The organism is Acinetobacter sp. AR2-3 (assembly GCF_001878775.1).
Classification (GTDB): domain Bacteria; phylum Pseudomonadota; class Gammaproteobacteria; order Pseudomonadales; family Moraxellaceae; genus Acinetobacter; species Acinetobacter lwoffii_D.
Genome location: NZ_MJIQ01000038.1, coordinates 89275 through 103475, shown reverse-complemented (window position 1 = coordinate 103475; position 14201 = coordinate 89275). Strand labels below are relative to the sequence as shown.

Annotated in this window: 16 protein-coding genes and 1 pseudogene; 6 read left to right on the top strand and 11 right to left on the bottom strand. The window is 43.6% G+C overall.

The window, feature by feature from the left end:
- Positions 1 to 122 precede the first annotated feature (122 nt).
- On the top strand, positions 123 to 590 hold the full coding sequence (locus tag BFN00_RS07465; RefSeq protein WP_004645008.1) for a Holliday junction resolvase-like protein: 468 nt from the start codon (positions 123 to 125) through the stop codon (positions 588 to 590).
- Between the two features lie 27 nt (positions 591 to 617).
- Positions 618 to 1196 carry a hypothetical protein gene (locus BFN00_RS07460; RefSeq protein WP_004732353.1) on the top strand — a complete coding sequence of 193 codons (579 nt, stop codon included), beginning with the start codon at positions 618 to 620 and terminating at the stop codon, positions 1194 to 1196.
- Between the two features lie 18 nt (positions 1197 to 1214).
- Here BFN00_RS07460 and BFN00_RS07455 read toward each other — a convergent pair whose 3' ends face one another.
- Positions 1215 to 1844: a class I SAM-dependent methyltransferase gene (locus BFN00_RS07455; protein ID WP_004732352.1), complete on the bottom strand. Its 630-nt coding sequence runs from the start codon at positions 1842 to 1844 to the stop codon at positions 1215 to 1217.
- Positions 1845 to 2035: 191 nt separating this feature from the next.
- Here BFN00_RS07455 and BFN00_RS07450 point away from each other — a divergent pair, with 191 nt between their 5' ends.
- Entirely contained in the window at positions 2036 to 2599 is a 564-nt protein-coding gene (locus BFN00_RS07450) for a hypothetical protein (RefSeq protein WP_005101258.1), read from the top strand.
- Between the two features lie 73 nt (positions 2600 to 2672).
- Here BFN00_RS07450 and BFN00_RS07445 read toward each other — a convergent pair whose 3' ends face one another.
- Positions 2673 to 3005, bottom strand: coding sequence for a HopJ type III effector protein (locus BFN00_RS07445; RefSeq protein WP_071850914.1), 333 nt, complete (start codon positions 3003 to 3005; stop codon positions 2673 to 2675).
- A 175-nt stretch (positions 3006 to 3180) separates the two neighbouring features.
- On the opposite strand from BFN00_RS07445, the gene crcB reads away from it, so the two are divergent.
- Entirely contained in the window at positions 3181 to 3561 is a 381-nt protein-coding gene (crcB, locus tag BFN00_RS07440; protein WP_005101255.1) for a fluoride efflux transporter CrcB, read from the top strand.
- An 89-nt stretch (positions 3562 to 3650) separates the two neighbouring features.
- Here the strand turns inward: crcB and BFN00_RS07435 are convergent, their stop codons facing one another.
- Together BFN00_RS07435 and BFN00_RS07430 are read right to left on the bottom strand one after the other, a co-directional pair.
- Positions 3651 to 3902, bottom strand: coding sequence for a type B 50S ribosomal protein L31 (locus BFN00_RS07435; protein ID WP_004732342.1), 252 nt, complete (start codon positions 3900 to 3902; stop codon positions 3651 to 3653).
- Between the two features lie 96 nt (positions 3903 to 3998).
- On the bottom strand, positions 3999 to 5297 hold the full coding sequence (locus BFN00_RS07430; RefSeq protein WP_005248249.1) for an ABC1 kinase family protein: 1299 nt from the start codon (positions 5295 to 5297) through the stop codon (positions 3999 to 4001).
- A gap of 287 nt (positions 5298 to 5584) precedes the next feature.
- On the opposite strand from BFN00_RS07430, the gene BFN00_RS07425 reads away from it, so the two are divergent.
- Positions 5585 to 5791 carry a DUF1737 domain-containing protein gene (locus tag BFN00_RS07425; RefSeq protein ID WP_071850912.1) on the top strand — a complete coding sequence of 69 codons (207 nt, stop codon included), beginning with the start codon at positions 5585 to 5587 and terminating at the stop codon, positions 5789 to 5791.
- A gap of 42 nt (positions 5792 to 5833) precedes the next feature.
- Here the strand turns inward: BFN00_RS07425 and BFN00_RS07420 are convergent.
- Together BFN00_RS07420 and BFN00_RS07415 are read right to left on the bottom strand one after the other, a co-directional pair.
- Positions 5834 to 7132, bottom strand: a pseudogene (locus tag BFN00_RS07420) (MATE family efflux transporter).
- A gap of 99 nt (positions 7133 to 7231) precedes the next feature.
- Positions 7232 to 7690 carry a DMT family transporter gene (locus tag BFN00_RS07415; RefSeq protein WP_005101244.1) on the bottom strand — a complete coding sequence of 153 codons (459 nt, stop codon included), beginning with the start codon at positions 7688 to 7690 and terminating at the stop codon, positions 7232 to 7234.
- Between the two features lie 126 nt (positions 7691 to 7816).
- Here BFN00_RS07415 and hemW point away from each other — a divergent pair, with 126 nt between their 5' ends.
- Positions 7817 to 8971 carry a radical SAM family heme chaperone HemW gene (gene hemW, locus BFN00_RS07410; protein WP_005101242.1) on the top strand — a complete coding sequence of 385 codons (1155 nt, stop codon included), beginning with the start codon at positions 7817 to 7819 and terminating at the stop codon, positions 8969 to 8971.
- Between the two features lie 223 nt (positions 8972 to 9194).
- Here hemW and BFN00_RS07405 read toward each other — a convergent pair whose 3' ends face one another.
- The 5 genes from BFN00_RS07405 to hemF form a co-directional block, all read right to left on the bottom strand.
- Positions 9195 to 9404 (bottom strand): cold-shock protein, encoded by a 210-nt coding sequence (locus BFN00_RS07405; protein WP_004281542.1) that lies wholly within the window; start codon positions 9402 to 9404, stop codon positions 9195 to 9197.
- Positions 9405 to 9751: 347 nt separating this feature from the next.
- Positions 9752 to 11575 (bottom strand): acyl-CoA dehydrogenase C-terminal domain-containing protein, encoded by a 1824-nt coding sequence (locus BFN00_RS07400; RefSeq protein ID WP_071850911.1) that lies wholly within the window; start codon positions 11573 to 11575, stop codon positions 9752 to 9754.
- A gap of 397 nt (positions 11576 to 11972) precedes the next feature.
- The gene (gene aroE / locus BFN00_RS07395) at positions 11973 to 12761 is read right to left on the bottom strand and encodes a shikimate dehydrogenase (protein WP_071850960.1); all 789 of its coding nucleotides are present in this window, start codon (positions 12759 to 12761) and stop codon (positions 11973 to 11975) included.
- Positions 12762 to 12860: 99 nt separating this feature from the next.
- Complete coding sequence (locus tag BFN00_RS07390) at positions 12861 to 13067, bottom strand: hypothetical protein (protein WP_004281539.1); 207 nt, start codon at positions 13065 to 13067, stop codon at positions 12861 to 12863.
- 134 nt (positions 13068 to 13201) lie between these two features.
- On the bottom strand, positions 13202 to 14158 hold the full coding sequence (gene hemF, locus BFN00_RS07385) for an oxygen-dependent coproporphyrinogen oxidase (protein WP_071850909.1): 957 nt from the start codon (positions 14156 to 14158) through the stop codon (positions 13202 to 13204).
- Between the last annotated feature and the right edge of the window lie 43 nt (positions 14159 to 14201).

The window sequence follows — 14201 nt, the reverse complement described above, 5'->3', positions numbered from 1 at the left end:
CTCAAGGTGATTTTATTCTGTTCCAGCCTAGCATATCATTCTTTTCAAGTATGCAAATGGCCGATATCCTCAACTTCAGTCGAATGCGATGTTATAAAAATCAAGTAAATTAGGAAGATTGAATGTCCATATGGATGGCCATGCTGATTGGCGCATGTATCGGGGTGGTATTGACCACTATTATTTTAAGTCAGACACGCAACGGACGGATCAAGGCCGAATATGAGCAGTATATCGCCGAGCTGGAACTGGAGCATCAGCAATCCCTGATTGCCGCGCAAAAGCGCAGTGTAAATACTAGCCGTGCCGTTCTCAAAGGCAAAATGGCGGAACAGCTCGCACCGATCATGCCGGAATTTCAATATCTGCCGAGTGATGCCAAGTTTTTGGGTGATCCGGTGGATTATGTGGTCTTTGATGGTTATACCGATTTTCGTGATGGCGAAGGCGACGCTGAAGATATTGAAGTGGTTTTGATTGACATTAAAAGTGGCGGAGCACGTCTGACCAAAGGCCAGCAAGCCATTGCCCGTGCGGTTCAGGAAGGGCGGGTACGTTTTGAAACCATTCGGATTGATTTTCAGGATTGACCAAAATCCAGTGAAGAATAAAAAATTATGCAAAAATTACTGATCACTGCGCTGCTGTTTATGCTAGGACTCTGGGTGTGGAATGAATTTTTTCGTGCCATTCCGCATCTGCAAGAAAAGGGCGTACTTAAAAACTTTAAAGTAGAACCCGTTAAGCGCATTTCCGCGACTTATATTGTGCATGATCACCGTTTCGTAAAACCTGATCGTCGGGTGCTGCATCAGGCCAGCCCTGTGGTGGGGCATTTTAATGATCTGGCCTATCTGAGTAATATTGATGTGCTGTTGCTGACTCAACCGCTGCCCGCTATACAGGCAAAACTGGAGTTTGATGAAGCAAAACGCTGCTATCAGCTCGAAGGACAAACCAATAAAGCGGAGCGTGACTTCGTCAATACGCATGTACAGTATTTTAGTCTGATTGCTGCCACTGAAAAAATTGCCGATCAGATTCGCCGGCTAAAATCGGGGCAGAAAATCACGCTCACTGGTGATCTGGTGACAGTTCATTCAGGCACGACTGGACAAGAATTCCGGGTCGGGACGGGCTCTGAATATCGTGCTCATTGTCAGTTGCTGCAAGTAACCCACCTTCAGCCACACTAAATATAAGATGGTCGTAAATTAGCTTCCTAGTTTACGAACACGTGCTAACAACATACGTTGGCCAATCTTGGGTATACCTTCCGCATCTACATAATTTAAAGTTTCTATTTCAAAACCGGTTTCCAGCAAGGCGGTCTCAATATCCCGATTCAGATGACAGCCATCTGCGACTTTCTTTTGAATGGGAGTGAGTAAATGTTGTAGACGCTGAATATTTAAATTTTGTCGATTCAGAACATGTTCGACCACATGTAAAGTCCCACCCGGTTGTAGCACACGATAAATTTCCTGCAGGCTCTGTTCCAGCTCTGCAATACTACAAAGCGTCCAGGTAGATACAATATTTTCCAGACTATTTTCGGCAAAAGGTAAAGCTTCTGCACTGGCCTGAATATGTTCGACCTGAAAAGCGGCCTGTTGAATTCGTGATTCTGCCAGTTTGAAGATCGTCGGGTTTGGTTCTAGTGCATAGACCTTATCAACCGATTGATAAAAAGGCAGATTCAGGCCGGTACCAAAACCAATTTCCAGTACTTCACCGGAAATATCCAAAAGTAGTTCACGACGCAAGTCCATCAAGGATGGCGTTTGCATCACTTGATTCAGCAGATGCGGAAAGATATGTTGTTGATAAAGTTTATACAGCATTTGAGTTATTTTAATTTGATGGAAATACGTTCTAGCTTAACTGAAAAATAAAATGACAGGCATATATCGAGCTGACTAAATACGTGCAGTTTGTTACCAAGTTCAACTGTTTATTCATTAAAAAATCCGTAAGATCAAGGAAGATATCCTTAAAACGTTTGATCAACTTGATTAGGATTAGATTAAAAATTATGCTCAAATACTTTAAACATTATGCTTTGCTGGCCAGCCTGTTGCTGCCTATTTCGGGCTATAGCTCGGTCGACCACAATATTGCCAAAGGTTTGCCTCCTGTCGTTAAAGGCCAGTCAATTTCGGTCTTGCAGCCCTTTAAAGGTGATTTCCGTATTCTGGGTTCCAAGGTTTATAGTTCTGACCCGCAAGCCAAATTCTCTCCGATTGATTATGCCGTCAGTTGGGGGCTGTTTGCTGAACCTGAAATTGCCCGACATATCACAGTGAATCAATATGACCGTTATTTAAACTGGAAAATGGATCGGGTGCCAGTGCCGGTAGAACAAGCCAAGCAGATGGTGTCCAATATGCATATCATTCCTGCCAATCCTGAAATTGCCAAGGCAATTAAAAAAGTAAAGCGTGGCGATCTGGTGCGTATGCAAGGGGAACTGGTTGAAGTGCGTGACAAAGATCTGGTCTGGAAATCGTCTTTAACGCCGACCGATACGGGTGATGGTGCTTGTGAAGTTTTCCGCGTCAGTTCCATTAAGTGGATTGAAAAAGTCGGTAAGAGCTAAAACAGACATCCTATACACTTCTGAGTTGTATAAAAAACCGCTCCTTTGAGCGGTTTTTTTATCTGCTTAGTACTTACTTCGCAGTTAAAGCCTGACCTTCAAAGGCAATTCCATCCCAGCCATTGAGCATAAACTGGCGGATATTCTGATGATCAGTCGCCTCTGGCGTCGCCAGTACAGAAGCATAATGCTCAGCAAACAGGCTTAAGGTCTGTGTCTGATCCAGACCATTTAATTGTGCAAAAGAAAAGACTTTGGCGCTGCCCTGGTTTTCTGTGGCCGCATTATTCTGCTGGCCATTTTTAAATGCAGTCGGTGTATGCGTATAACGCGATTCGATATAAGTAATCACATCTGCAAATTTTGCTTCGCCTGCTGCCAACTGGGCCAATAAATCCTGTGCCATGCTGTTTTTCCTGTGCCATTCATGAAAATTGGATGCAATAAATATAGCAATTTTCTTGCGAAGTTCCATGGTATTTCATTGATTTTCGGTTCAAGATAACAGTGAAAATTATCCATGATGAATATGAAACTTTGGATAAAATAAACTTGATCAATAAATAGAACAGGAAAAAAATATGGGCTGGCTTTGGGTGGCAATGGGTGGGGCAATCGGTGCCAGTCTGCGTTATGCAGCCGGACTTTGGCTGTTCAAACCACAAATGCAATTTCCTTGGCCCACCTGGTGGATCAATATTCTGGGCTGTTTATGTGCCGGGATTTTTTTTGCCTGTAGCCAAAAGTATCCAGTACTCCAACAAGAAGCTCGTCTGTTTTTAATGGTGGGAATTCTCGGTGGTTTTACCACATTTTCCAGTTTCGGTTTGGAAAGCTTTTTGTTATTCAAGCAAGGTGCTATGGGCCTAGCGCTGTTATATGCATTATCCAGCTTAATTGTCGGCATTATTGTTCTGGCGCTGGGCTTTTATTTAACTTCAATCGTATTGGCACAGAGTTAAAATAAGCGCATAAAAAAGTCAGGAAATTGGAGGTCATTTCCTGACATAAACCACGATTTAAATCTTAAGATAACTGAGGGTTTTCGGTTTTAGCCCCGTTTAAAGCGGCCAAAACGTTTGTTAAAGCTTGCCACACGTCCTTCATTGCTGGTCTGACGTTGCTCACCCGTATAGAAAGGATGTGATGCACTCGAAATATCTAGTGTTACATAAGGATATGTTTTACCTTGATATTCTTTAGTTTGGCTCGAGTTCATCGTGCTGCCAATCACGAAATAGGCATCGGCATTGGTATCATGGAATAACACTTCACGATACTCGGGATGGATATCTGAACGCATATCTAACTTCCTCATGATTCTTGATTAAATGTTATAATGTAACATTTGATATTTCAAGTAATCTAGGGTTACAGCGTGTAAGCCTATCGTCTCAACTTAGCTTCGACTCGGTACCAGTTCTTCAAATACATCACTTAAATCATCATGTACTTTGAGATGAATCAGGTTCCAGTATTGTCCTGAAATTGTGCGATTCACCATCAAGGTATCAGGAGAGGGCTTAAATACATCCCAATATTTCAACGAAGGTTTCAGCAACTCCATCCCATCATGATGCGCTGAGTTTTCGGCAAAATCATAGTCAGTGACCAGAGGACGCATGAGCACTTCCAGCCACTGTTCATATAATTCTTTCGGGAATTTTCCAGTTTCAGTCAAGGAATGCAGCGCATCCAGCTGTTGCTCGATCACGGGAATATTCTTCTCGCGTGCAGCATGGATCAGTTCCCTAAAATGTCCAATCACTTCAGTCGATAAGGTTTTGACGCCACCATAGTCATAAACAATCACAGAGCCATCTTCACGAAATGCAAAGTTGCCTGGATGCGGGTCACAGTGAAAGCGTTTCAGATAAAAAATTTCCTGACCAATGGCGCGGAAGAGGCGGCGGCCTAAAGCATTTCGGGTTTCGAGTGGCCAAGTGCTGGCAGTTTCGATACTTTCACCAAGCTCTTGGCTTAAGGTCAAAATATGTCGCGATGAATACTCATGAAACACTTTCGGAATCACAATTTTATTGTCCAGAGGCTCATGGAAGGCACGGGCGATTTCCAGATTCTGGGCTTCAATTTCATAGTTCAGCTCATTGTCCAGACTGTGCTGAATTTCTTTAAATAATTGATCTTGAAGTTTACGGTCAATCTTTAAGACGCCCATCATGCGCAGTGCCAGACGAACTTGTTTCAGGTCGCTTTCGCAGGCTTCATCCACACCAGGATATTGTACTTTGACCACAACTTGCTGGCCATTCGGTAGGGTGGCTTTATGCACCTGACCAATCGAGGCCGCGGCAAATGGCTGCTCATCAAACTGCTGGAAAAGTTGCTGTAAAGGTTTACCCAATTCTTTTTCCACTTGTGCCTGAATTTCTTTAAACGGCATCGGTGGCGCCTGACGCTGTAACTTGGCAATGGCTTTAGCGACTTCGGGCGGGAAAACATCTTTATATTGAGAGGCGATCTGGCCAACTTTCATGACTGCGCCTTTCATTTCCCCCAAGGTATCCGCAATCTGCACACCAATATCCTGAAATAATTTACTGCGCGCAGTGTTTTTCTGCTCGTCATCGGCAGTTAAATTTTTAATGGAATTGGAGAGGGTTTTACCTGCAATACTTGCGGTCATTCCGGCAAGTTTCATAAAGCGACGACCGGGTGTGCTAGCCGTTTTTGCCATGCGAGATTCCTTGAAACCAACTATGAATGGATGTATTTGATCATAGGTGACAAAGGTTCAATTGCCTAGATTTAATTGTAGAGGTTGTGTTGTGATTTCCTTCAGCTTCTCCATGTTTAATGCATCATCTTTGATTTGTTAAAAGATTTATCTTTATTGCTTGCGTTTAAACTATAAGAATATGCCGGAATCCGTCATCGTTTTAGATAAGACCGAGTACTAATTCTGAATGTTGTTTTATAGCTAAAAGCTTAGAATAAACAGAGTGTAGTAATGAAGAAAATTCAATGAAAGTCTATCGATATTTTACCGGGAAAGATGATGTACATTTTTGTGCGCGGGTGACCCGTGTCTTAAATGAAGGTTATGAGCTATATGGTTCACCCACCATGACTTTTAATGGTACGGATGTAATTGTGGGGCAGGTGGTGATTAAAGATGTAGTGGATGAATCTGAGATTCCACAAGGATTAAAAAATGCGCTGGATCTTTAATCTCAGCGCATTTTCTAGCTTAAATTAATCAAATAAAAGTGTTTAGTTGTTTAGACTTAAGCGTTTATTATTGCCATATAAACGGCCCAATAAAAGTATACAAGCTACGCTGAGGCCTACAATCAGGCCAACCCAGACACCGGCGGCGCCCATGTCGGTAAAGCGGGACAAATACACCCCGACCGGGAAGGCGATGACCCAGTAAGCCAGCATGGTAATCCACATTGGCCCCTTGGTATCCTGCATGCCGCGCAGACAACCTGCCGCACTGATCTGCCAGGCATCCATCAGCTGATAGGCAATGGCAAACAGAATCAGATACACCGCAATTTGGGTCACGATCAGATCTGAGGTGTAGAGTGCTACGATTTCATTGCGGAAAACCCAAAGCAGAATCATGGTCAGGATCGCCAGAATAGTGGCAGTAATCAGGCCGAGATATTGTACTTTACGCATGGCTTGCCAGTTCTGTTCACCATAGTAGGTGCCAACCCGAATGGTCAGGGCAATCGCCAGTGACATGGGAATCATGAACAGTTGTGAAGTGACAGAAATAGCAATCTGATGGGCAGCGACAATGGTCTCACCCAAAGGACTCAGCACAATTGCAGCAGTACTGAAAATACTGACCTCAAAAAAAATTGCCAATCCGATTGGAAAGCCAAGCTGTAAGATGCGCTTCATCTATTCCGGGTTGATTTTTTCCCAATGGGTAAAAGGCTGGGTACGTTGATAGGCCTTATTTTTAAAGATATACAACGCGAGGGTGATGACCATTAGCCACTGTAAAATCGCCGTGGCAAACCCACAGCCTGCACTGCCTAGGGCCGGAACAGGGCCAATACCATACATAAAGATATAGTTCAGCGGAACTAGCAAGACCAGCGCCAATAAACTAATCACGGTCACCGGACGCGGATTTCCAATCGCTTCTGAGTAGCCGCGTAAGGCTGCATACATGGTTACCGCAGGCATACCAAAACCAATGGCATGCAGGAATAAACCGGCTTTAGGCTGTAAGCTTTCCGGTACACCCAAGAGTGGCAAAGTGGCGGGCAGGAGTTGCAAAATCAGGCCGGTAATTACTCCAAGGATCAAGGCGACCCAAAGTGATTGACGTGCAATGGTGGCAATTTTTTCAGGTGTGCGTGCGCCGTTAGCTTCGGCAACCAAAGGCGTCGTGGCAATCATAATGCCACTAAACAGCAGCATCACCGGAATCCAGAGTCCTACTCCGACGGCAATCGCGGCAAGATCGGTAGCAGACAGGTGACCGGCCATAATGGTATCAATCAGGCCCAGACCAGCCTGAGAAAATTGGGTCACCAGAATAGGCAGCATCAGATGAAAAAGTTTTTTTAATTCAAAACCAAAGGTTGTGACTGGTGAAACATTCGACACAAAAATTACTCATCGTGATCATGTGCTTAAATAGAAGGTTTAGCGTTGTAAAGTGAGAAGCACACCAATAAAAATTACCACGCCGCCTAAAAGACGTTGCCAATTAATCGGCATTTTTTCATTACCCAATAATCCCAGATGATCGACCAGCATCGACATCATCATCTGACCAAAAATAATGAGACCGCTAAGAACCAGAAAGCCAAGTTTGGGCGCTGCATAAATGCTCATACTAATCGCATATACACCCACTATTCCCCCGAGCCATAAGTACCAGGGAACACTCATCAGTTCCTGTAGACCGGGTTTGGGATTGGACTGAAAAAGTACGATTACGGCGAGCACTATTGTACCAATCAAAAAGGAAAAAAATGCAGCTTGAATAGGAGAATATAAATATTCTTTTAGTTGTGTGTTAATTGCGGTCTGGAGTGTCAATAAAACACCGATTGCAAAAACTAAAGGAAGTAAAATAATAAGTTGAGAAGATATTTTCATAATTTTAACTGACTAATTCTATTTAAATTTTTAGGTATATCACACGATCAAATTTAATTTTAGCAGTGTTGCCGCCTAGTCATGTTAAAATTCCGCTATATCTTGTAATCGTTTTTGAGTAGTTCTTTGGCTGAATTGAATCCTGCTGCTGTCCCTTTGTCCTTATATATTCATATGCCTTGGTGTGTGCGCAAATGTCCTTATTGTGACTTCAATTCGCATGCGGTTCCGGATGGTCAGCTATCACTGGAATTGGAACAGGAATATTTACGAGCACTGGTGGAAGACTTTAAAACTCAGGTCGATTTTGCCCAAGGCCGGCAGATTCACAGTGTCTTTATTGGTGGGGGGACGCCGTCACTGATTTCTGCCCCAGGCTATCAATGGTTATTTGATCAGCTCAAAGCCGTTATTCCCTTTGCCGAAGGCTGTGAGATTACGCTGGAAGCCAATCCCGGTACGGTCGAACATGATCCGTTTGCCGGTTATTTGCAGGCTGGCATTAATCGTTTGTCAATTGGGGTGCAGAGTTTTAATACCGAGCATCTCAAGCGTTTGGGACGGATTCACAGCAATGAAGATGCGATTTCTGCCATTGGGCTGGCACGTGAAGCTGGCTTTCAGCGCATTAACGTCGACTTGATGCATGGTTTACCGGAACAGACTTTAGAACAGGCTTTACATGATTTAAAACTGGCGGTAGAACAGGGTGCTACGCATATTTCCTGGTATCAGTTGACGATTGAACCCAATACGGTATTTTTCCGGACTCAACCGATTTTGCCTGTCGATGAAGTATTGGAAGATATTCAGGAGCAGGGTGAGCTTTATTTAAAAGCCCAGGGTTTTGTCAACTATGAAGTTTCGGCTTGGCGTAAAGAACTGCCTTCAGCGCATAATCTGAATTACTGGCAGTTTGGTGATTATCTGGCAATTGGCGCCGGAGCACATGGCAAAGTCACTCAGCCGGATGGCGTGTATCGGTTCCAGAAAACCCGTCTACCTAAGGACTACTTAGCCAAAGTACCTGCAGAACATGTGCAGTTTAAGCGCATTGAAGATGCCGACCTGTCTTTTGAATTTATGATGAATGCCTTACGTTTAAATCAGGGCGTGGAAGCCAAGCTGTATGCCGAACGTACTGGTTTGAGTCTAGATACTTTACATGAATTGCTGAGCTCTTTGCGTGATAGAAAATTAATGGTCGATGATCTAGACCGGCTTTCTTGTACCGAGCAGGGGCATATCTTTTTAAATTCGGTGCTGGAAGAATTTCTTTAACTGATTTTAATCCACTACTTATTTTTGGAAAAACCCTCATATAAATTTATGAGGGTTTTTTTTATTGCGCAGATTTCCCCAGATCAGGAATTTTTTATAGCCTAGAGGTTATCTGTTTTCAGATCTTCGATGTAATCTTTGAAAAGAAAACAGCAAACTTTAAAAATCTCAGGCACAAAAAAAGCACTCTAAGAGTGCTTTTTTTCAATATCTTGCTTCTAAATTATAGAGCAACGATATTTACAGCTGTAGGGCCTTTTTGACCTTGAGCTACGCTGAAAGAAACCTTTTGGCCTTCAACTAAAGTTTTGAAACCTGAACCAGTGATTTCGCTGAAGTGAGCAAAAACGTCTGGACCTGATTCTTGTTGAATGAAACCAAAACCTTTAGTTTCGTTGAACCATTTTACTGTACCGTTAACTGTATTAGACATAATATAACCTATTGAATCGTATGAATTTATAGCCAAAATTTCAGATGACTAACTGTAACTTTGAAAAATAAAAAGGATGGAGCTTTTTGATCTGTAATACGAAGGTTTATGACTAAAACTGCGATACTTAAAAGAAGACTAACCAAAACAAGAATTTTTCTAGTTGGGATTATCATACCGCTTATTTTCAGATATACAAGTGTTTTATTTGGCTAATTTGTTAGGATGTTGAAAAATATAAAATTAAATTTGTATATTTTCTATCCAGGAAGGTTTTTTAAGTTGAAGAAGGGCATCTACATCAATAAAAAGAGCGCCGAAGCGCTCTTTTTAAGTCAATTTACAACTTAGTAGTCAAAGCTAAAGTGCTCTGGCGCCAGTGCCGTCATGGTTTTAGACGGATTCACCATCGCTTCAGCATGACCTTGGGTGCGTGGCAGAATACGTTCAAAGTAGAAATCAGCAGTTTTGATTTTTGCTTTATAGAATTCTGGAACTTCCGCACCATCGCCAGATGCCAGTTTGGCTGAAGCGACTGCAGCTTGCTGTGCCCAGAAGTATGCCATCATTACATAACCGGAGAACATCAGGAAATCTACTGACGCAGAAGAAACGATGTCACGGTCTTTACGTGCTGCCAGCATGATACGCACGGTTAATGCATTCCACTGTGCACATAGCTTGGTTAAATCCCAGGCAAAACGGCGCATGTATTTATTGCGTGCATGCTGACCACAGAATTTCAGGACTTCAGCGGTGTAATCACGAATAACTTTGCCTTTCGAGGTTAACAGCACTTTACGGCCAATCAGATCCAGTGCCTGAACGCCTGTCGTGCCTTCGTACAGGGTAGAAATACGTGAATCACGCACAATCTGTTCCATACCCCATTCTTTGATATAGCCATGACCACCGAAGACTTGCATACCGTGATTTGATGCCTCATAGCCCATTTCGGTCAGGAAGCCTTTCAGGATTGGAGTATAGAACCCAAGGTGATCATCATGCTGTTCGAATGCAGCGGTATCGCCACGCAACAAAGCATCATTCATGTTATCGGCAATTTGTGCAGCATGATAAATCATGGCACGGCCACCTTCAGCAATGGCTTTTTGCGTCAACAGCATACGGCGGACATCGGCATGATGGATGATCGCATCCGCTACTTTTTCCGGATCTTTTTTGCCAGACAGGGCACGCATTGACATACGTTCCTTGGCATACGGTAAAGCACCCTGGAATGACAATTCAGCATGACAAATACCCTGAATCGCAGTACCAATACGTGCTGTGTTCATGAAGGTGAACATGGCATGCAGGCCTTTATTCGGTTCGCCAATCAGGTAGCCAGTCGCATTGTCAAAATTCAGTACAGCCGTTGCTGAAGCGCGAATCCCCATTTTGTGTTCAATCGAACCGCAATTCACAGGATTGCGTTCACCGATCCCACCATCTGCAGCAGCAATAAATTTCGGTACGATAAACAGGGAAATCCCTTTGGTGCCTTGAGGTGCATCTGGAAGGCGTGCCAGTACGATATGTACGATATTTTCAGTGAGGTCGTGTTCACCTGCAGAAATAAAGATTTTGGTACCTGAAATGGCATAGCTGCCATCTTCTTTCGGCTCTGCTTTGGTCTTAACCTGACCCAGATCCGTACCACATTGCGGCTCAGTCAGACACATGGTGCCCGCCCAAGTTCCTGCAACCAGGTGAGGCAGATACGTGTTTTTCTGCTCATCGGTACCATACTGGATAATAGTGTTAATACAGCCCACACTTAAACCCGGATACATCTGGAATGACCAGTTTGCAGTCCCCATCATTTCCGATTTAATCAGGTTTAAAGACATTGGCAGGTTTTGACCACCAAATTCTTCAGGATAAGACAGACCTTGCCAGCCACCTTGTACAAACTGGTCGTAAGCTTCTTTAAAGCCTTTCGGTGTTTTCACTTCGCCATTTTCAAAATGACAGCCTTCTTCATCACCGCTTTGATTCAATGGCGACAGTACATTTTCACAGAAATCTGCCGCACCTTCTAAGATCATGTCTACCGTGTCGGCATCGGCATATTCACCATTCGACAAATTCTGGTAGTGCGCAGGGTAGTCAAGCACTTCATTCATAAGGAAGCGAATGTCGTGTAAAGGGGCTTTATATGCTGGCATGCGTTTAATCCTGATTGAAATAGTTTTGGATTATCTGTATCGATTCTTTGATTATTCACATTCGGGATAAAAAAACATTGATGAATTCAGTGAATAAAAATGTCAGAAAAGCGAATCGGTTTTTAAGGCTAATGAATGAAATCGTCGAATTTCATCATTAGGCGTTTACATTACAGGAAGATTGAAAACTTGTTATATCAATGGAATTTAATGAATAAAAAGGTGATTTGTCTAGTATATTTTTGTATGAATTGTGCTCGGATTCAGGTCGAAAAATAACTCATCCTAAAATGTCATTAAAACCAATCCAGGGTTTTTCAGCTTATAAAAATTAGTAGGAGGGGAGTAAAGGGTTGCAGTTGCAACCCGAACTGAACTCATCGAATAGAGAGGAGTTTTAAAGAAACTCTTTTAAATCCGGTTTAATACCATTCCAGATGTAAAAAGATTCAATTGCCTGACCGACCAGCATGCCAAAGCCTTCGGATGTCGGTACACCGCGTACTTTGGCTTGATCAAGAAAGGAAGAAGGCTTGCCATAGGCCATTTCATAGGCCCGTTTAAACTGTAGCGTTTCCGGTAAAACCAGGGCATCACCACTGAGGCTTGCAGAGGTGGCATTAATCACCAAATCAAATTCACCAGCTAGATGATCTAGTGAAATCGCCTGTAATTCGACTTGCGGTACGGCATTCTGAAGATCAGCGACCAGTTGTTCCGCGCGTACCAAGGTACGATTAGCGATCACGATTTTTTTCGCACCTGCTTGGGCGAGTGGATAAATCACACCACGCGTAGCACCGCCAGCACCAATAATCAGAATATTGGCATTTTCTAGTGGCCAGTCCAAGGCGCGGATGGCTTCAACCAGTCCCTGACCATCGGTATTGTCGCCATGCAGGACACCATTTTCCATCCATAAAGTATTCACTGCTTTGGCAATTTTGGCCCGTTCACTTAGCACCTGACATTGGGCAAAAGCCTGTTCTTTAAAGGGTACGGTGACATTCATGCCGCTACCACCCTGGCCAAAGAATTCCTGAATATCGGCTTTGAAACCATCCAGTGGCGCCAGACGTTTACTATAATTCAGGTCGACACCAGTTTTGGCTGCAAAGGCGTGGTGCAATTCTGGAGAACGTGATTGTTCAATCGGGTTACCAATCACGGCAAATTGTTTGCTCATTTCACAATGTCCATGTGCGGAAATGGCCATCAATATACGTGAAAAAGCGCAGGGACTAAAGCCTGCGCGATTTTAAATTGCTGCTAAGTTATCAGGGTTTTAGGAACTACAAATATCCATAATATGTTCCGCAAACATCAGCGCCATACTGAGAACAACCCCAAACCCAGTCAGGATACTCACCAGAATAGCGGCACCATCCAGAATCAGATTATGACTCAAAATTGCAGTACTCATCGCGCTGATGGCGAGAGCCAGAAAAAGCCAAAAGGCCAACACAGGTAGATTTAATTGAAGATTATGCATTGTTATTCTCACTAGACATCAAATGGAATATGATCGATGTAGCGATAGGGTGCCGCGATCAAATCAGGTATTTCTATGCAGCAGTATAGAGGATATATCTATTAAAACAGCCCTCTATTTGAGGGCTGTTTGTATCATTTCATTGCATTGAATTTTAATTCTGTTAACCAGTCATGTGGTTTCAGGTAGTAATCTGTTAAACGTTTTTCCGGTGAGCCTTCATCCCATTCAGGACGATAAGACCATCCGGTAAGCGGGGGCAGGCTGACCAGAATCGATTCAATCCGGCCGCCAGTCTGCAAGCCAAACAGGGTGCCGCGGTCATAAACCAGATTGTATTCCACATAACGGCCGCGACGGTATAACTGAAACTCGCGTTGTGCTTCGGTATAAGGCTTATCCTGATTGCGTTGGAAAATCGGCAGAATGGCTTCTAAGTAACCATTGCCTACAGCCTGCATATACTGGAAACAGGTTTCAAAATCCCATTGATTTAGGTCGTCAAAAAACAAGCCGCCAACGCCTCGCTGTTCATCACGATGTTTTAGATAAAAATAATTATCACACCATTGTTTATGTTCAGAATAAACTTCTTCGCCAAATGGCACACACAGATCATGCGCCGTTTGATGCCAGGACAATACATCTTCATCATTCGGATAAAATGGGGTCAGGTCAAAACCACCACCAAACCACCAGATCGGATCTTGGCCTTCTTTTTCTGCCACAAATAAACGCACGTTGGCATGTGAGGTGGGCACATTCGGGTTTTTCGGATGAATCACCAGCGATACACCCATGGCCTGTGCTTTGGCACCGGCAATATTGGGATGGCGTTCGGTCGCAGAAGCAGGCAGCTTGGAAATGTTAATGTGGGAGAACATCACGCCGCCTTTTTCAATCACCGTGCCATTTTGCAAAACACGTGAACGTCCACCACCACCTTCCGGGCGCTCCCAGTCATCAATAATAAACTCGGCCGTACCGCCACCAGCACGTTCCTGTTGCTCCAGTGCCGCACAAATCCGTGCCTGCAAGTCGAGGAGAAATTCACGAACGCGTTGAATATCCGCAGATGTAGGATGCTGCATCAGAGCCCTCGTAAGAAAATAAAAAAACTAACGACATCAAAGC